General features: G+C 66.0%; 13 protein-coding genes. 5 read left to right on the top strand and 8 right to left on the bottom strand.

Annotation, left to right across the window (positions count from 1 at the left end):
- The first annotated feature begins 35 nt into the window (after window positions 1-35).
- Window positions 36-578, top strand: a complete 543-nt coding sequence (locus ACR9Y6_RS02350; protein ID WP_481279818.1) for a hypothetical protein — start codon at window positions 36-38, stop codon at window positions 576-578.
- Between the two features lie 42 nt (window positions 579-620).
- Complete coding sequence (locus tag ACR9Y6_RS02345) at window positions 621-2,150, top strand: peptidoglycan-binding protein (protein ID WP_481279817.1); 1,530 nt, start codon at window positions 621-623, stop codon at window positions 2,148-2,150.
- Between the two features lie 93 nt (window positions 2,151-2,243).
- On the opposite strand, the gene ACR9Y6_RS02340 is transcribed toward ACR9Y6_RS02345, so the two are convergent.
- On the bottom strand, window positions 2,244-2,705 hold the full coding sequence (locus ACR9Y6_RS02340) for a hypothetical protein (protein ID WP_481279816.1): 462 nt from the start codon (window positions 2,703-2,705) through the stop codon (window positions 2,244-2,246).
- Between the two features lie 251 nt (window positions 2,706-2,956).
- Between ACR9Y6_RS02340 and mutS the strand changes: the two genes are divergently transcribed.
- Window positions 2,957-5,542: a DNA mismatch repair protein MutS gene (mutS, locus tag ACR9Y6_RS02335; protein WP_481279815.1), complete on the top strand. Its 2,586-nt coding sequence runs from the start codon at window positions 2,957-2,959 to the stop codon at window positions 5,540-5,542.
- A 190-nt stretch (window positions 5,543-5,732) separates the two neighbouring features.
- Here the strand turns inward: mutS and ACR9Y6_RS02330 are convergent, their stop codons facing one another.
- The 4 genes from ACR9Y6_RS02330 to htpX form a co-directional block, all read right to left on the bottom strand.
- Complete coding sequence (locus ACR9Y6_RS02330; protein WP_481279814.1) at window positions 5,733-6,131, bottom strand: RNA-binding S4 domain-containing protein; 399 nt, start codon at window positions 6,129-6,131, stop codon at window positions 5,733-5,735.
- Between the two features lie 38 nt (window positions 6,132-6,169).
- Window positions 6,170-7,075 carry an AEC family transporter gene (locus tag ACR9Y6_RS02325; RefSeq protein WP_481279813.1) on the bottom strand — a complete coding sequence of 302 codons (906 nt, stop codon included), beginning with the start codon at window positions 7,073-7,075 and terminating at the stop codon, window positions 6,170-6,172.
- 394 nt (window positions 7,076-7,469) lie between these two features.
- On the bottom strand, window positions 7,470-9,335 hold the full coding sequence (gene htpG, locus ACR9Y6_RS02320; protein ID WP_481279812.1) for a molecular chaperone HtpG: 1,866 nt from the start codon (window positions 9,333-9,335) through the stop codon (window positions 7,470-7,472).
- A 181-nt stretch (window positions 9,336-9,516) separates the two neighbouring features.
- Window positions 9,517-10,407 (bottom strand): protease HtpX, encoded by an 891-nt coding sequence (gene htpX / locus ACR9Y6_RS02315; RefSeq protein WP_426285154.1) that lies wholly within the window; start codon window positions 10,405-10,407, stop codon window positions 9,517-9,519.
- A gap of 196 nt (window positions 10,408-10,603) precedes the next feature.
- Here htpX and gluQRS point away from each other — a divergent pair, with 196 nt between their 5' ends.
- Both gluQRS and phbB read left to right on the top strand, forming a co-directional pair.
- Entirely contained in the window at window positions 10,604-11,485 is an 882-nt protein-coding gene (gene gluQRS, locus ACR9Y6_RS02310) for a tRNA glutamyl-Q(34) synthetase GluQRS (protein ID WP_481279811.1), read from the top strand.
- 57 nt (window positions 11,486-11,542) lie between these two features.
- On the top strand, window positions 11,543-12,283 hold the full coding sequence (gene phbB, locus ACR9Y6_RS02305) for an acetoacetyl-CoA reductase (protein ID WP_306850686.1): 741 nt from the start codon (window positions 11,543-11,545) through the stop codon (window positions 12,281-12,283).
- 3 nt (window positions 12,284-12,286) lie between these two features.
- On the opposite strand, the gene ACR9Y6_RS02300 is transcribed toward phbB, so the two are convergent.
- The 3 genes from ACR9Y6_RS02300 to ACR9Y6_RS02290 all read right to left on the bottom strand — a co-directional run bounded on the left by ACR9Y6_RS02300 (window position 12,287) and on the right by ACR9Y6_RS02290 (window position 16,767).
- Window positions 12,287-13,393, bottom strand: a complete 1,107-nt coding sequence (locus ACR9Y6_RS02300; protein ID WP_481279810.1) for a catalase family protein — start codon at window positions 13,391-13,393, stop codon at window positions 12,287-12,289.
- Window positions 13,394-13,459: 66 nt separating this feature from the next.
- Entirely contained in the window at window positions 13,460-15,124 is a 1,665-nt protein-coding gene (locus ACR9Y6_RS02295; protein ID WP_481279809.1) for a ShlB/FhaC/HecB family hemolysin secretion/activation protein, read from the bottom strand.
- 107 nt (window positions 15,125-15,231) lie between these two features.
- On the bottom strand, window positions 15,232-16,767 hold the full coding sequence (locus tag ACR9Y6_RS02290; RefSeq protein WP_481279808.1) for a collagen-like triple helix repeat-containing protein: 1,536 nt from the start codon (window positions 16,765-16,767) through the stop codon (window positions 15,232-15,234).
- Window positions 16,768-17,073 lie beyond the last annotated feature (306 nt).

Raw genomic sequence — 17,073 nt, 5'->3', positions numbered from 1 at the left:
ACTGTTGTTTTTCTTTCCCTGAACAGAGCCATCTCATGAATCCTGCCGCAAAAGCACTATTACTGACAGTCGCAACCGCCATCCTCCCGGCAACCGCCTTGGCAACCACCGCACCGGCCACCCTGTGCGGCAAGTCCGACCAGGTCGTGTTTTCCTGCCCCCTCGCCGGCAGCACCAAGACCGTTTCCATGTGCGCCGCAGGTGACGTGGCTCACGGTGACGGACGCTTCTACTACGCCTATGGCCGTGACGCAGCGAAACCCGAAATGACTTTTCCGGCCACTGGAAACGAGGGTGAGTTCACTCGCACGCACCTGACCTTCGCCGGCAATACCGGGGGCTACGCCTATGCCTTCACGAATGCCGGTTTCAAGTATGTCGTCTATTCCGTGTCGGGCTCCAACAACCTGCAGGACGGTGGATTGGTGGTCTTGAAGGATGGCCAGGCAAAACCGGTGAAGCAAAGCACTTGCCAGGCCGGCAAGGTCACCGACACGGATGAAGACGCACTCATCGACGCGACACTCAAATGGAAGAGTGACCCCGCGATCGAGAAAAACGGGATCCCCACGCGCTGATCGCTCGACGGATCCTTCCTTTCATTAATCAGGAGTTACACCATGTCCGCGAAAGAAAACGCCGACTATCTGATGGACGCCGCCATGAAGGCGGGTATTACAGACCCCAAGGAACTGAGCAATTTCATGGGCCAGATGCAGGTCGAGTCGGGTGGATATTCCCGCATGACCGAAGGCCTCGGTTACTCCGGTAGCCGTCTCCTCGAGGTGTTCCCCGGCCGCAACGGGATGAATACGCTCGCCGAGGCCAACAAGATCGCCGCGGGCGGTCCCGAGGCCATCGCCAACGAAATCTACGGTGGCGCCTGGGGCAAGAAGAATCTCGGCAATACCGAGCCCGGAGATGGCTGGACCTTCCACGGCCGTGGCTATGTCCAGCTCACCGGCCGCGCCGGCTACGAGAAGATGGGCAAGGAACTGGGGCTCGATCTCGTGAATCATCCCGAGCTCGCGGAAGACAAGGAAGTGGCTGCAAGGATCGCCATCCAGTACTGGAAGGATCGCGTTCAGGCCAATGGTCACCAGACCGACGTGGACGCCGCATGCAAGGACATCAACGGCGGACACAACGGCCTCGGCGAACGCAGGAACGCGGCCGAGGCATGGCAGAACGCCATCGAGAAGGGTTACAAGCCGGGCGGCCCCGAAGCGATGCCCACCGCGAAGGCCTCGCACGGCATGAGCAAGGAAAAAACAGAGCAGGTGCAGACGCTGCTCAATGCCCATGGCTACACCGATTCAGCGGGCCACCCGCTGAAAGTCGATGGTCATGCCGGCAAGGAAACCCGCCTCGCCATCGAGCGCTTCCAGACGGACCACCACTTGAAGCCGGACGGCGTAGTCGGCCCCGCGACGTTGAAAGCACTGGAACAGACACCGCAACGGCAAGATACCCCGCCCACCGCACCGGACACCGGCAAAACCGCGCAGCCTACCGCGCAGGAAAACGTGTCTCTGCGCGCAGGAGCAAGTGGACCGGCGGTCGAGGCGTTACAGCGCCAACTGCGCGACCAGGGTTATGTCGCGTCGAACGGTCGGCCACCCGCCGCCGATGCGGACTTCGGGCCGCAGACGAAGGAGGCTTTACAGGCTTTCCAGCGTGCTCATGGCCTGGAAGCCGATGGCATCGCGGGACCGAAGACCTTGCGCGCACTCGATGCCAATCGTCAGCACACCGACGTGCCCTCGCTCGACCATGCCAACCATCCATCGAACGACATGTATCGCCAGGCGCTCGAAGGCGTCCAGCGTCTCGATGCGCAGCATGGACGGGCGTCGGGTCCGCATACGAGCATGATCGCGGGCTCACTCACGGCCGCCGCCGTGACGAACGGCATGCAACGGATCGACCACGTGGCGCTCAGCGACGATGCCAGCAGGGCCTACGCGGTGCAGGGCGACGCCAAGTCGCCGTTCAAGCAGGTCGCCGAAGTCGACGTGCTCCAGGCCACGCGGACGCCGCTGGCACAGAGCAGCGCGGAAGCCATACCACACGGCCAGACGCAGGCTCAGGCGCAACAGCACGCGGAAGCGCAAGTGCAAAGCCAGCAACAGGGTCCGTTGCGGGCGTAAAGCCGGAGGAGCCGCCCCGCGAGGGGCGGCTCCTCACATCCCGTCAGCGTTGTCGGTCAATCCAGGCATGCTCTATCTCCTTCAGGGATGTCGTCAGTTCGAACCGGTCGGACAACGGGTATCCAGCGGCACCTTTTCGCCGTGGACCGTGCGATGCAATTCCACGTATTTTTGGAACTTGCCGTCGGCGGGGGAGCCCCACGTCCGGTACCAGGCGAGATCCTTGCCAACGGGCACGAAGTACGCGTCGTCACCCGTACCGTAGGCCGGGCATAGCGGGAAGCCGCCCCGGGTCTCTTCGTCGCTGCAAAAGCGAACGAAGAGCTTGCCCTCGCGCAGCTGGCCCTTGAACGAGCCCGACTCGCCTCCGGCTCGTGTACTGTCGGACCACGTCCCCTCGACATCGGCGCCCGCCGGTTTGGCGGAAAACTGCACGTAATGCCCCGAACCGCAGTCGCTGCGATAGCCCCACTGCCCCTCCACGGCCGTGGCCGACGCCGGGCCAAGGCCTCGCTCGCTCGCGAATACCGCGTGGCTCGCAATGAGGAAAGTCATACCCAGCGCGGCCGCGTGAGCCAGGTAACTACGTTCCCTCATCTTCCTGAATGTGCCGGACATCGACCCTCCTATAGTTCATGGTTTTAGCTCCAGACGGACAGTACCAGCCACGCCACCGGGAAACCGTGCATGTGTCAGCCTTCCGCCCTGCACGATGGCCGTTCCCGGCAAGCCCGCCCGACGTCGCTTATCATGTACGGCCAGCGTGCCGGCATCGGCCCACCTCCATCGATCGACCTCGGAAAATCATGGCTCTAGCAGAAGACACCTCGGTGGCCGCCGGGCATACGCCCTTCATGCGCCAGTACCTCGCGGCGAAAGCCGAGCATCCGGACATCCTCCTGTTCTTCCGGATGGGCGACTTCTACGAGCTTTTCTATGACGACGCGCGCAAGGCGGCGCGGTTGCTCGACATCACCCTGACCCAACGCGGCCAGTCGGCCGGCGCCCCCATTCCCATGGCCGGCGTGCCTTACCACGCCGTGGAAAATTACCTGGCTCGGCTGGTGAGGCTGGGCGAATCGGTGGCGCTGTGCGAGCAGATCGGCGACCCGGCCACGTCGAAGGGTCCGGTCAAGCGCGAGGTCGTGCGCATCGTCACGCCCGGCACCGTGACCGACGCCGCGCTGATGGAAGAGCGCCGCGACAACCTGCTGCTTTCCATCGCCGCTGGGCCGAAGGGCTATGGGCTGGCCTGGGTGGACCTCTCCACCGGTCGCTTCCTGCTCACCGAAGTGTCGTCGGCCGAAGGGTTGGCCGCCGAGCTGGCTCGCCTGCAGCCTGCCGAAACGCTGGTCGGCGAGGACGTGGCCTGGCCCAAGCTCGTGTCCTCCCTGCCGGGCCTGCGCAAGCGCCAACCATGGCACTTCGACGGAGATGCGGCCACGCGCGAGTTGTGCCGCTTCTTCAAGACACGTGACCTGCTCGGTTTCGGCGTGGATGGCATGCCCCTGGCCATCGCCGCGGCCGGCTGCCTGCTCGGTTACGTCGAGGAAACCCAGAAGAGCGCCCTGCCCCATCTCACCGGCATGGCGGTGGAGAACGCCGGCGAGACCATCGCCATGGATGCCGCCACGCGGCGCAACCTGGAAATCGATACCCACCAGAGCGGCAACGTCGAGAACACCTTGCTGGGCGTGCTCGACGAGACGGTGACGCCCATGGGCGCGCGCCTGCTGCGCCGCTGGCTCAACCGTCCGCTACGCGACCGCCACGTGCTGCGTGGCCGTCACCAGGCGATCGGCAGCCTCATCGATGCACGCCGTCACGCGAGCTTGCGCGAGCGCCTGCGCGGCATCGGCGACCTAGAGCGCATCCTGGCGCGCGTGGCCTTGCGCTCGGCGCGTCCGCGCGATCTTTCCACGTTGCGCGATGGCCTCGCCGCGGCCCCCGGGTTGCGCGACGACATCGCCGGCATCGACAGTCCCTTGTTGCACGGCCTCGTCGAACGCATCGGCGATCACGCGGAGACCGCCGCCCTGCTTGCCCGTGCCATCGTCGAACAGCCGCCCGTGCTGCTTCGCGACGGCGGCGTGCTCGCCGAAGGCTACGACGAGGAACTGGACGAACTGCGCCGCCTCTCCACCAACGCCGATCAGTTCCTGGTCGACATGGAGGAACGCGAGAAAGCCGCCAGCGGCATCCCGACGTTGAAGGTCGGCTACAACCGCGTCCACGGCTATTACATCGAAATCACCAAGGCGCAGGCGGAGAAAGCCCCACAGCACTACACGCGCCGGCAGACCACGAAGAACGCCGAGCGCTACATCACCGAGGAACTGAAACAGTTCGAGGACAAGGTGCTGTCCGCGAAGGAACGCTCGTTGATGCGCGAGCGGGCACTGTACGAACTGCTGCTCGACAAGCTGATCGAGCACTTGCCCGAACTGAAAACCGCCGCCGCGGCGATGGCCGAACTGGACGTGCTGGCCAACCTCGCCGAGCGTGCCGAGACGCTGGACTGGGCGGCACCGGCATTGACCGATGTACCGGGCATCCGCATCGATCGCGGCCGCCATCCCGTCGTCGAGAAGGTTCGCGACGAACCCTTCGAGCCGAACGACCTCGCCCTGGACAAGAGCCGCCGCATGCTGGTGATCACCGGCCCGAACATGGGCGGTAAGTCCACCTATATGCGCCAGAACGCGTTGATCGTGCTGCTCGCGCACGTGGGCAGCTACGTGCCCGCATCGGCCGCCACCATCGGGCCGATCGATCGCATCTTCACCCGCATCGGCGCCGGCGACGACCTGTCGCGCGGCCAATCCACCTTCATGGTGGAAATGAGCGAGACGGCGAACATCCTGCACAACGCCACCGAGTGCAGCCTCGTGTTGATGGATGAAGTCGGCCGCGGCACCAGCACCTACGATGGCCTCTCGCTGGCGCGCGCCGCGGCCGTCCATCTGGCCGCCACCAGCTGCGCGTTCACCTTGTTCGCGACGCACTACTTCGAACTCACGGAGCTGGCGGGCGAATTCCCGACCATCGCGAACGTCCACCTCGACGCCGTCGAGTACGGCGAACAGCTGGTTTTCATGCACACCGTCAAGGACGGTCCGGCGAACCGCAGTTTCGGGTTGCAGGTGGCCGCGTTGGCGGGATTGCCCAAGTCCGTGATCGCGGATGCGCGCCGTTATCTGTCCGCGCTGGAGCAGGGACACGAAGTCACGGCCGCGGTTGTGACACCGCCTGCGGCGGCGCCGCAGATGGGTCTGTTCGCACCGCCGCTGCCATCCCCTGTGGAGGAAGCGCTACGGGCGGTCGATCCGGACGACCTGTCGCCGCGCGAGGCGCTCGACCAGCTCTACAAGCTGAGGAAAATGCTGCGTTGAACCATAGGGCGGCACTATCGGTTCGATTCGAACAAACGAATTCCCTAAGCCGGCGGCGCTACCTATAGTTTCCAGGCCGCTTTCACGGGGCCTTATGACTCTCCATCTTCCGGCCCCGTGGCGTCCCCCTTCCCTATCCGAGTCAGCAGCCCGGGTAGGGATTCGGGGGGCGGTTTTTCTGGGGCTTGTGTCAGAGGGTCTTCTTCAAATCCTGGATCAGGCGCCGCGCATGTTTGTCCGGACGTGAGTCGGGGCGCAGCAAGGCGCCACCCGTGAGGCGGCGATCCTCTTTCCGGCGCGCGCGCTCAGCGATGCTTTCTTCCGTTTCCGTGTAGAGCTTCTGCGCTTCCGGCGCCGGTCCGCGCTTTTCCGAAAGCGCCAGGACAACGCAGGCCAGACGCTCCTCGCCCCGGTTGATCCGGAGCGTGTCGCCCACGTGCACCAGCTTGGCGGGCTTGCACGTCGCGTCGTTGAGTTCCACCTTGCCGCCATCGATCGCCTGCTTGGCCAGGCTACGGGTCTTGAAGAAGCGTGCGGCCCAGAGCCACACATCGGCGCGTACACCCGGGGAGGTCGTCGGATCGGTCATGCGCAGAGGGTATGGTCGTGCCCGTGCGTTACCAAGGCTCATCCTGCCGGCAGGAACAGATTGCCCACCGGAATCGTCACCAGGGAGAGCAGGATGCCCGCACCGAGCACGGTATTGGCCAGGCGCGGTTCCAGCCCGTACTGATCGGCAAGGATCGCCGCCGAGATCATCGGTGCCATGGCGGCCTGGAGAACTCCCACGGTAAGCGTCAGGCCCCCGACGCCCGCGGCCAGACCGATGCCCAACGTGGCAAGGGGCGCCAACAGCAGTTTCCAACCGAGCCCTGCGAGCAGCGGCCCGATCTGCTCACGGCGTAGATGCAGGTGGAATTGCAGACCCACGGAAAACAGAGCCAGTGGCGTCAGCGTCTGGCCAATCTGCAGCAACAGCTTCTCCACCGCTTCCGGCCAGCCCCCGGCCAGGCCCACGATCACGCCAGCCACCAGCGCAAGAAACGCCGGGAAGGTCAGCACGCGACGCGCGATCGCAGGAAGGCTCGCACCCCGTCCTGAATAGATCGACGCCACGACGATGCCCCCGGCAGCCAGCAGCGGAAAACATCCGAGCTGATCGGCGATCACGGCGATCGAAAGGCCTGCCTTGCCATGCAGGGCCTCCATCATCGGATAGCCCATGAACGAGGTATTGCCGAGTCCGCAGACGAGGGTCAGGCAGCCGATCCGGTGCGGCGACCACGAGAGCACCTTGCCGAGCGTGGCGAACACGGCCCACGCGCCGAAGAAGGTCACGTACATGCCCGCGACGGGAAACCATAGCTGCGCATCGACCGTCACCTTCGGCACGAGCGCCAGCACGAGCGCAGGCAGCGCGATATTCAGCACCCACCAGTTGATCCCGGGCACGATCCCTTCGGGAAGCGCGACGAAGCGCCGGCAGAGCATGCCGAGGGCGAGGCAGACGAAGAGGATCAGCAAGGCGGACATGGATGGCGACGATAGCAGCGGCCACTGCGAGCTGTCATTCGTGCGACGGCCAGCTCACGAAGAACCTACTTGCGAGGGGCCAGCTTGCGAGGGCCTGCTTGCTAGGGGCCTGTTTATCTGTGGGAGCCGCTTCAGCGGCGACGGGTGCTTGCTACGACCCGGCCCGCTGCCGCGGATCGCCGACAAGGTCGGCTCCCACCACACTGACGGCCCACTTACCCACTGGGGCCTGCTTGTCTGTGGGAGCCGCTTCAGCGGCGATGGGTGCTTGCTACGACCCGGCCCGCTGCCGCAGGATCGCCGACAAGGTCGGCTCCCACCAAGTTATCCTGGACTAGCTGAGCCATCCAAAACTGGCCTGGTGGGAGCCGACCCTGTCGGCGATTCGCTGTGACTAACCCAGCAACACCCGGTTCATCCGCTGCACGAACGCCGCCGGATCGGCGAGTTGCGCGCCAGCCGTGATCTCCGCCTGCTCGAGCAAGAGCCCCGCGATATCGCCAGCCTTCGCATCGTCGCTCTCGCCGGCCAGCCGCTTCACCAGCGGATGCTCCGGATTGAGTTCCAGCACGGCCTTCGACTCGGGCACGTCCTGGCCGGCTTCGCGCAACAGGCGTGCGAGGTGCGGGGCCAGGTCGAAATCCGCCAGCGCCAGGCACGATGGCGAATCGGTGAGGCGCGCCGAGACACGCACATCGCCCACGCGATCGCCGAGCAGCTTCTTCGTGCGTTCCAGCAACGGTGCGGCCTCGACCGCGGCGGCTTCCTGCTTCGCCTTGTCGGCTTCGTCCAGCGGGAACTCGCCCTTGGCGACGTTACGCAGGCGCTTGCCTTCGTATTCCGTCAGGTAGCCGAGCATCCACTCGTCCACGCGATCGGACATCAGGAGAACCTCGATGTCCTTGGCCTTCAGCGCTTCGAGCTGCGGACTACCGGCAGCGGCGGCGTAGCTATCGGCGGTGACGTACCAGATGGTGTCCTGTCCCACCGCCATGCGACCGATGTAGTCGTCGAACGAAACCGTCTTCGCCGCGCCGTCGCCCTTCGTGGAAGCGAAACGCAGCAGCTTGGCGATGCGTTCACGGTTCGCCGTGTCCTCGACGATGCCTTCCTTCAGCGTGTTGCCGAAGCCGGCGAGGAAGGTGGCGAACTTCTCCGGCTCGTCGCGCGAGATCTTCTCGAGCAGGTCGAGCACGCGCTTCACGCAGGCGGTCTTGATCCGCTCGAGCTGGCGATTCTGCTGGAGGATTTCACGGCTCACGTTGAGCGGCAGGTCGTCGGCGTCGACGACACCACGAACGAAGCGCAGGTAGTTCGGCAGGAGCTCCTCGGCCGCATCCATGATGAAGACGCGCTTGATGTAGAGCTTCAATCCCTTGCGCTCGTCACGGCCGCCCATCATCAGGTCGAATGGCGGTTGCTCCGGCACGTAGAGCAGCGTGGTGTAGCTCTGGTTGCCCTCGACACGGTTATGCGTCCAGGCGAGCGCATCGTTGAAGTCGTGGCCCAACGCCTTGTAGAAGTTCTGGTATTCCTCGTCCGTGATTTCGCTCTTCGGACGCGACCACAATGCGGAGGCCGAATTGATCGTCGTCCACTCGGTCGGGTCCGGCTTGCCGTCCTTTTCGGCGGGCATGCGGATCGGGAAGGCCACGTGGTCGGAATACTTGGTGATCGCGCTGCGCAACGTCCAGAACTTGAGGAACTCGTCCTCGTCGGCCTTCAGGTGCAACACCACCGTGGTGCCGCGCTCGGTGACGCTGGTGTCTTCGAGGCTGTACTCGCCCTTGCCGTCGCTTTCCCAGCGGACGCCCTCGACGGCGGGCAGGCCGGCACGACGGGTGATCACCGTGACCTTGTCGGCCACGACGAAGGCGGAGTAGAAGCCCACGCCGAACTGGCCGATCAGGCGGGCGTCGGCCTTCTGTTCGCCGGAAAGGGCTTCCAGGTAACGCCGGGTGCCGGAACTGGCGATCGTGCCGATATTGGCGACGACCTCGTCCCGGCTCATGCCGATGCCGTTGTCGCGGACGCTGATGGTTCGCGCCTCCGGATCCCAGCTGACCTGGATGCGCAGGTCGGCATCGCCATCGGTGAGGCTGGGATCGGCCAGCGCTTCGAACCGCAGCTTGTCGCAGGCGTCGGAGGCGTTGGAGATCAGCTCGCGAAGGAAGATTTCCTTGTGCGAGTAGAGGGAATGGGTGACCAGGTGCAGGACCTGGGCGACTTCGGCTTCGAACTTACGGGTTTCCTGGCTCACGGTGCCGTTCCTTCAGGGTGGGACAGACACCGGATTATGTGGGCGGGGCGGGGCCGAAAAAAGGGTGGGTTGTCGCTGGAATCGCCGACAGGGTCGGCTCCCACCAGGCAGGCCGCGGCTCCGTCCGGAATGCGGTATACCGTTCTGGTGGGAGCCGACCCTGTCGGCGAGTCAGCCAGCCTCAGCGCGCGTTCTGCAACGCCGCGATCCGCTCCTCGATGGGCGGATGGCTCATGAACAGGCGCTTCAGGCCCGTGGCGAGATGGCCCGAAATGCCGAAGGCCTGGATCGTCTGCGGCAGCGTCGTGTCGCCGTGGTTGGCCGACAGCCGCTGGAGGGCCGAGATCATCGAGGCCCGGCCGGCCAGGTTGGCACCCGCCGCGTCGGCGCGGAATTCGCGCCAGCGCGAGAACCACATGACGATGATCGAGGCAAACAGGCCGAACACGATCTGCAGGACCATCACCACCACGAAGTAGCCCATGCCGCCCTCGCCGTCGCGATCGCGGCCACCGCTAAGCCAGCTGTCGACGACGCGGCCGACCACGCGGGCCAGCACGATCACCAGGGTGTTGAGCACGCCCTGGATGAGGGTCAGGGTGACCATGTCGCCATTGGCGACGTGGCCGATCTCATGGCCGAGCACGGCCGAGACCTGCTCGCGGTCCATCTGCTGGAGCAGGCCCGTGCTCACCGCCACCAGGGCGTTGTTACGGCTCATGCCGGTGGCGAAGGCGTTCATTTCCGGGGCGTCGTACACCGCCACCTCGGGCATGCCGATACCCGCCTTCTCGGCGTGGCGGCGCACCGTCTCGAGCAGCCAGCGCTCGGACTCGTTGCGCGGCTCGGTGATGACCTTGGCGCCCGTGGACATCTTCGCCATCCACTTGGAGATGGCCAGCGACACGAAGGCACCGCCCATGCCGAACACGGACGCGAAGACGATCAACCCGCCGATACCCATGCCGCGCTGGGCGGCCCACTGGTCGATCCCCAGCACATGGCAGACGCTGGTGAGCAAGACGATGACCGCGAGGTTGGTCGCGACGAACAAAGCAATACGTTTGAACATGGCTAGTCTCTCTCATGGCGGCTGGCGTATGGCGCCGCCTGGTACAAGTTTTCGGGGCGAACGCTGAACATTCAATGCCGGAAGCCCCGGCTCCCAACGGAAAGCCGTCCCGATGCGGGCGGCCGGACACCGGCATCGCCTAAACTGAGCCCCCGGCGCCGCACGACCAATGAGAAACCTCTCAACCCGCTTCCCGATGACACACCAACGCTACCGCGGACGCTTCGCACCCTCCCCCACCGGCGCCCTGCATTTCGGCTCGCTCGTGGCCGCCGTGGGAAGTTGGCTGGTCGCTCGCCACGCCGGTGGGGAATGGCTCGTGCGCATCGAAGACATCGATCCCCCACGCGAGGTTCCCGGATCGGCTGCCGCGATCCTTTCCGCCCTGGATGCCTTCGGCATGCCGCCCGACCGGCCACCGGTCTACCAGTCGCTCAGAGGCGACCTGTATGAAGCGGCGTTCGAAAGGCTCCGCCGGGAGGGACACGTGTTTCCCTGCTGGTGCAGCCGGGCCGACCTCGCCGCCCATGGAGGCATCCACCGCGACGGCCATTGCGTCGCACCGGCCGATCCCTCGCGCCCCCCGGCATGGCGGCTGCGCACGCCCGACCTCACGATCCGATGGCGGGACGACCTGCAGGGCCCCCAGGAGGAAAACCTGCGCGAGGTGGCGGGGGATTTCGTGATCCGTCGCGTGGAAGGCTTCTGGGCGTATCAGCTGGCCTGCGTGGTCGACGACGGCGAGCAAGGCGTGACCCACGTGGTACGCGGCGCGGATTTGCTCGAGTCGACTGCCCGGCAAATCTACCTGCAACGCCTGCTCGGGCTGCCGCTTCCGGGTTACCTGCACCTGCCCCTGGTCCTCGACGCCGAGGGGCGGAAGCTGTCCAAGTCGACGGCCGCGCAGCCCGTGGACCCGGCCGATCCGCTGCCTGCGCTGCACGGGGCGCTTGGACGGCTAGGCGTCGAGGTGGCCGCCGGAGCGGCCGATCCGGCCACCCTCCTGCGCGAGGCTCTGAACGGATTCGAACCTGCGGCGCTACGCCGCAGTAGCCTTACCTCCAGCCCGACGCTATAAGAATCGTTTGCCCGGTCGACGGGCCATTACAGGAATCAGGCCAGGATGAAGCAAGGCATCACGCAGCGTACGGCACTGGTGACCGGCGGCACGGGCGGCATCGGTACGGCGATCGTGCGTTACCTTGCCCGGCAGGGTCACCGGGTCGCCACCAACTACCGCGACGAGGCCCGCGCCGCGGCCTGGCGCGAGGACATGATCCGCGACGGAATCGACGTGGTGATGGTGCCGGGCGACGTCTCCGATCCCGTCTCGGCGGAAGCCATGATCCGCGCGGTGGAAGACCTCGCCGGGCCGGTGGAAATCCTGGTCAACAATGCCGGCATCACGCGGGACACCACCTTCCACAAGATGGATTACCAGCAGTGGACCGAGGTGGTGAATACCAACCTCAATGCCTGCTTCAACGTGACACGTCCGGTGATCGAAGGCATGCGCTCCCGGCAGTGGGGCCGTATCGTCCAGATCAGTTCGATCAACGGGCAGAAGGGACAGTACGGCCAGGCCAACTACGCGGCGGCCAAGGCCGGCGTGCACGGATTCACCATCTCGCTCGCGCAGGAAAACGCCCGTTTCGGCATCACCGTGAACACCGTCTCGCCGGGCTATGTCGGCACCGACCTGGTGATGGCCGTGCCCGAGGACATCCGCGCGAAGATCGTGGCGCAGATTCCCGTCGGCAGGCTGGGCAGGCCCGAGGAGATCGCGCATGCCGTGGCCTTCCTCACCGCCGAGGAATCCAGCTGGATCACCGGGTCCAACCTCGCCATCAACGGCGGGCATTACATGGGCTGGTAAGCCCTAGATCCGCAGGTCGGCGATGGAACGCGGCTCGCGGATCGTCACCCCGTTGTGGTGCGCGCGGAACCTCGCCATCACCTTGTACGCCACGCGGCGCGCACGCATCACCGAACCGAGCGGACGGTGCGCGGCGATGCCGTGCCAGGGACTGAAGGCGAGGCCGTCGTCGATCGCCGCGCGCCGGACGGCGTTCCATGCCGGCTGGGGCGGCAGCACGATACGCGCCACGTCGATATAAGGACTCTTCTCCTCCGGCCACGCCACCGACGCATCCTCGATCGGCATGGTTTCCGGGTCCGTGCAGAACTGCACGCGCACCTCCCATTCGCCGCCCTGGCTCGCGAAATGCTCCACCATCGCTTCGCGCAAGCCGTTGCGCTTGCCGTCGAGGTCTAGCTCGGTGTCGGTCAGCGCGGTGAGGTTCGGCGAGTGCGGCGCGATGGACAGCTTCACCACGTAGTCGCCGAAACGCAGCGGCGCCTGACTGTAATACGTGTCGCCCAGCGGATGGGTCTCGGGTTGACCGCCCAGGTTGATCAAGATGGCACTCTTGCCGCCGAACGCCTCGATCACGCGTTCGGTGCCGCGAAGCACCGCCGACAACGCCTTCTTGGCCCCTTCCGCGCGGTCGGTCGTCGCCGCGACGAGTTTCAGCGAACTGGCGAAGCGTTTCGCGTTCGGCGCCGAAAAAACCGGTCCGTTGACCAGGACGAAGTCCTGGGTCGTGTCGCCATCGCTGCCGGGCAAGCGCTCGCCTTCCACCCCGATGATCTTCACCGCCATCCCACGAGGGGTGGAGACGCTGTCATCGAGGACGTCCCCCGGAACGGTGGACAGGCGCATGACCAGCGGATAACGCCCCTCTCGCGCGAAGATGCCCTGGGCCAGTTCCCGTGGCAGGTCACCGGGCACGATCAGCTCTCCGGTGAGCAAGGCATGGCTCTTCGCGTGCACGGAACGGTGCGCGTGCTTTTCGTGTTCCAGCGTGGTCCGGTTGATGCGGGTGAGGGTCTCGATCAACTGCTCGATGGTTTCGGCCTCGTCCGGCTCGACACGCTCCAGTGCCTCGTCGAAACGGATCGGCGGCGGGTGCAGGGAGAGCGGCATGGCGGGGCTCGCGCGGCTGGGTCGCACGATCTTCGCCCCGCTCTCGTGAAGGCTCGGTGGGGGGCGCTACATCAGCTTGTAACTGAAGGTGAGGTTCCAGCGCTTTTCGCGGTCGTTGCTCTCGGGCGGCTTGTCGCCGGTCGGCCATGCCAGCGCGAAATCGATCGAATAGTGCTTGCTGTCCGAGGCTCGCACGCCAACGGCCGCGGAATCCAGCCGGTCGATGAGCGGCCTGGCCCCGTTGAGGTAGACCCGGGCCGTCTGGTAAGCGACATAAGGAACGATGGACTTGATCCACTTCGAACCCGACACGAAACCGCGGTTGGCCTCCGCGGACACGGCCCAGCCACTGTCGCCCGCCGCGTCGCCCGGATCATAGGCATAGGCGAACGAGGGGCCACCGAAGTTGATCTGCTCCGTCGACGGCAGGGCGTCGTCGCTGTACTGGCCCGTGCCGCGCAGCACCGTGCCAAACCGGTGCGCCCACTCCTTCGACCAACCGAAATTCGCGGTGTAACGGGTGAAGCTCACATCGGGCATCGCGATGCCCAGCACGCCGATGTTGCTCACCGCGCGGGAATACGCCCCCATGCTGTCGAATCCATGCGCGACGGCGAAAGCGAACTGCCGCGAAGTCTTCTCGCCGACCTTGAGCCATGACAGTTCCGCATTGAGCACGCGGACACTCGACTGCAATGCCAGCATCACCCCGGTATCGACGTTGCGATAGCGGTCGTCCTGGCGCGACGCGTAGATGCCCATCGTGAGGTTGACCCGGCGCGTGTTGCTCAACACCAGGGGATAGATCGCTGAAAGCGCGAGCCGCTCCTGGGTCAAGCGGTGATCGAGGTAGGAGGGCAATTGTTCGTCGGTATCGGGCTGGCCCCAATAGCGGCTGGCATCCAGTTTGGCCTGCCAGCCACGCGAGCCGATCGGCTGGAGGTAGGCCGCCGAATACAGGCGCTGCCCTCCACCGTTGGGAAACAGTGTGGAAACACTCAGTTGTTCGCCGAGCGGCGTCGCGCCGTTTTCGAGAACGGACAGCACGCCCTGCACGCCAGGATGGTTGAAGTCCAGGCCGTAGGTCAGGTCGTAGCGTTGCCGCTTCACGTCGAGGTCGAGCTTGGTCGCACCATCGGTCGTCGTGGGCGGAGCCACGTTCGCCGCGACCTTCAGGCCAGGCAACTGGCCGAGCAACTGCGTGTAGCGCTCGAACGTTTCCTGGCGCAACGGGCGCTCACCGACGATATGCGCGGCCATGGCACGAATGCGCGGCTCCAGGTTACCCGAGTCGCCGCGCACGTCGACGTCGGCGACGTAGCCTTCCACGACCTGGATCTTCACCACGCCACCGGCGAACGTCTGGTTCGGCACGAAGGCGAACGACAAGGCGTAGCCACGGGTCTTGTACATGGCGGTGACGCGATCGGCGGCGGCGATCAGTTCGCCCACGGTCGTATCCTTGCCACGCATCGGCGCGAACACGGCGGCCACCTCGGCGAAGGGGATCGACGTCACCCCGGTCACGTCGAAGCGCGACGGCGTCAGGTGCCTGGCGAGCAAGGCTTCAAGCGCGCGGGTGGGCGCCTGTACGTTGACCTTCACCGACGGTGCCTGCTGCGGCGTCTCCGTGCGGGGAAGGGTCTGCAAGGGATTGGCGGGGGCGCGTACCTGCGCCTGCGAGGAACACACGACGGTCATGCCCAGAAGGCAGCCGAACCATCGATTCATGGACTCTCCCTGATAACTGACTCATGGCGCGGACAACCGTCTCGCGCACGTGACCCGGAAGCCGCGACGGGCGATGCCTTCGCACCGCCCGTCGCCGCTCTGCCGCCTTAGCGGCGCTTGCCGAACAGGCCCTTCAAGGCGCCGCCGTTATCGGCATCGGCCGTGCCTCCGATGGCACCACCCGTCAGACCGCCGACGAGGCCGCCGACGACACCGCCCACGGTGTTGGTCACGCCACCGACGACGCCACCAAGCCCAGCCGTGCCACCGGTGCTTCCGCCGCTGGTCGTGCCGGTACCCGTCACGCCGGCGACGCCATTGACGACCGTGCTGACAGCCCCGGTGACACCGGACAGCGCACCGCCCGAATTGACCGCCGCGGTCGCACCGTTGCCGATGGTCGTCACGGCACCGCCCAGCGTCGTGGTCAACGGCGCCAGCGGTGAGAGCGTGCCCGAACCGATACCGGACACCGTGCCGCCCAATGCGGCGACCGTGCCCGTCGCGCCCGCGAGCGTGGTGCCCACGGTGTTACCCGCACCCGGGGCGGCGGTACCCAGGCCCGAGGACAGGCCCGTGCTCAACGGAGCGAGTGCTCCGCCCGCACTTTCCACCGTGCCGCCAAGGGTCGAGGTGAGTCCGCCCAGCTGACCGGGAACCGGCGCGCTGGCCAGGCTCGCGCCCAGGCTCGAAATGCCCTCGCTCGTTCCACCGACCAGGCTACCCGAAGCATTGCCTACCGCGGCGACCAGGTTACCTGACGAGATCGGCGACGTGCTGTCGCCCAGGGCAGCCGCGATCGGCGTCACCGCATCGCTCAGGGCCTGCGTCAGCGAGTTCGCCGCCGACGAATCGAGCACGCCGTCGAGCTTCCCGCCGATCTGCTCGACGCCCGAGCCGACGAAGGACACCGTGGTGCCCAAGGCGCTCGTGATCGGGGTGATCGGCGTACCCGCACCCACGGTGCTCACGCCACCGCCAAGATCGTTCACCGCGCCACCCACCTGGACCACGACATTGCCGAGGCTGTCCGTGGTCGTACCGATGGGATCGGAGGTGTTGCCGATCTGACCGAGGCCATCGCTGATCCCGTCGCCCAACGTGGTCACGGCGCCACCGAGACCATCGACAGCGCCGCCGAGACCGTCGGCGAGGCCACTCGTGCCACCCAGGATGGTGGTCGAGGGCAACTGCGTGCCGACACCCGACACCGCACCGCCAATAGCGGAAATGATGTTGCCGGCGCCCGTCGCGATCGTCCCCACGGCGTTACTGGGCGGTGGCGTACCAGTGCCGCCACCTCCACCACCGCCGTCACCACCGCCACCACCACCGCCGCCGGTTCCACCACCGCCGCCGCCGGTACCGCCGCCACCCGTACCGCCACCACCACCGCCGGTACCGCCGCCACCGCCATCGGTGCCGCCACCACCGCCGCCCGTACCGCCGCCGTCAGTACCTCCCCCGGTACCGCCACCGCCGCCGTCCGTGCCAGCACCGCCCGGATTCACCGTGCCGCCCCCGCCTCCGCCCGACCGGGTGGACCCGTGGCCGCTACAAGCCGTGATCGAGACCGAGGCGGCGAGGATGCAGCTTGCCAGCAAGGTTCGGGTAAGGATCTTCGTGAATTTCTGCTCGCTCATGATCACTCCTTGGGCGCATGCGCCCTGGGTAGTGCCCCCTGCCATATGGGAGCCGAACATCGACTGTGACCCTCGTCACACCCGTACTCATGAGACGCCCAGACCGCTCCCCGAAGTGCGCAAAAGCGGCAATCTAGGGGTATTCCGCCATGAATTTTCGGCAAAAATCGGTGTTGGCGATGGTGGTGGGAGCCGACCCTGTCGGCGATCCCGCGGCAGCGGGCCCGGTTGCATGCACGGCTCGGCTTCGCCCTCGCATTGGGCTTGTGCGTGGCGGGGGATCTGCCGGGCGCCACCCTCGGCGCG

Source organism: Luteibacter sp. TLI7-4A, from assembly GCF_056754745.1.
The sequence above is the reverse complement of the archived record's forward strand: the minus strand, read 5'-3'. Positions and strand labels throughout refer to the sequence as shown.

What these genes read in the sequence shown, in the direction of transcription:
- ACR9Y6_RS02350 (WP_481279818.1), top strand. Translation starts at nt 36, where the DNA reads ATGAATCCTGCCGCAAAAGCACTATTACTGACAGTCGCAACCGCCATC.
- ACR9Y6_RS02345 (WP_481279817.1), top strand. Translation starts at nt 621, where the DNA reads ATGTCCGCGAAAGAAAACGCCGACTATCTGATGGACGCCGCCATGAAG.
- ACR9Y6_RS02340 (WP_481279816.1), bottom strand. Translation starts at nt 2,705, where the DNA reads ATGACTTTCCTCATTGCGAGCCACGCGGTATTCGCGAGCGAGCGAGGC.
- mutS (WP_481279815.1), top strand. Translation starts at nt 2,957, where the DNA reads ATGGCTCTAGCAGAAGACACCTCGGTGGCCGCCGGGCATACGCCCTTC.
- ACR9Y6_RS02330 (WP_481279814.1), bottom strand. Translation starts at nt 6,131, where the DNA reads ATGACCGATCCGACGACCTCCCCGGGTGTACGCGCCGATGTGTGGCTC.
- ACR9Y6_RS02325 (WP_481279813.1), bottom strand. Translation starts at nt 7,075, where the DNA reads ATGTCCGCCTTGCTGATCCTCTTCGTCTGCCTCGCCCTCGGCATGCTC.
- htpX (WP_426285154.1), bottom strand. Translation starts at nt 10,407, where the DNA reads ATGTTCAAACGTATTGCTTTGTTCGTCGCGACCAACCTCGCGGTCATC.
- gluQRS (WP_481279811.1), top strand. Translation starts at nt 10,604, where the DNA reads ATGACACACCAACGCTACCGCGGACGCTTCGCACCCTCCCCCACCGGC.
- ACR9Y6_RS02300 (WP_481279810.1), bottom strand. Translation starts at nt 13,393, where the DNA reads ATGCCGCTCTCCCTGCACCCGCCGCCGATCCGTTTCGACGAGGCACTG.
- ACR9Y6_RS02295 (WP_481279809.1), bottom strand. Translation starts at nt 15,124, where the DNA reads ATGAATCGATGGTTCGGCTGCCTTCTGGGCATGACCGTCGTGTGTTCC.
- ACR9Y6_RS02290 (WP_481279808.1), bottom strand. Translation starts at nt 16,767, where the DNA reads ATGAGCGAGCAGAAATTCACGAAGATCCTTACCCGAACCTTGCTGGCA.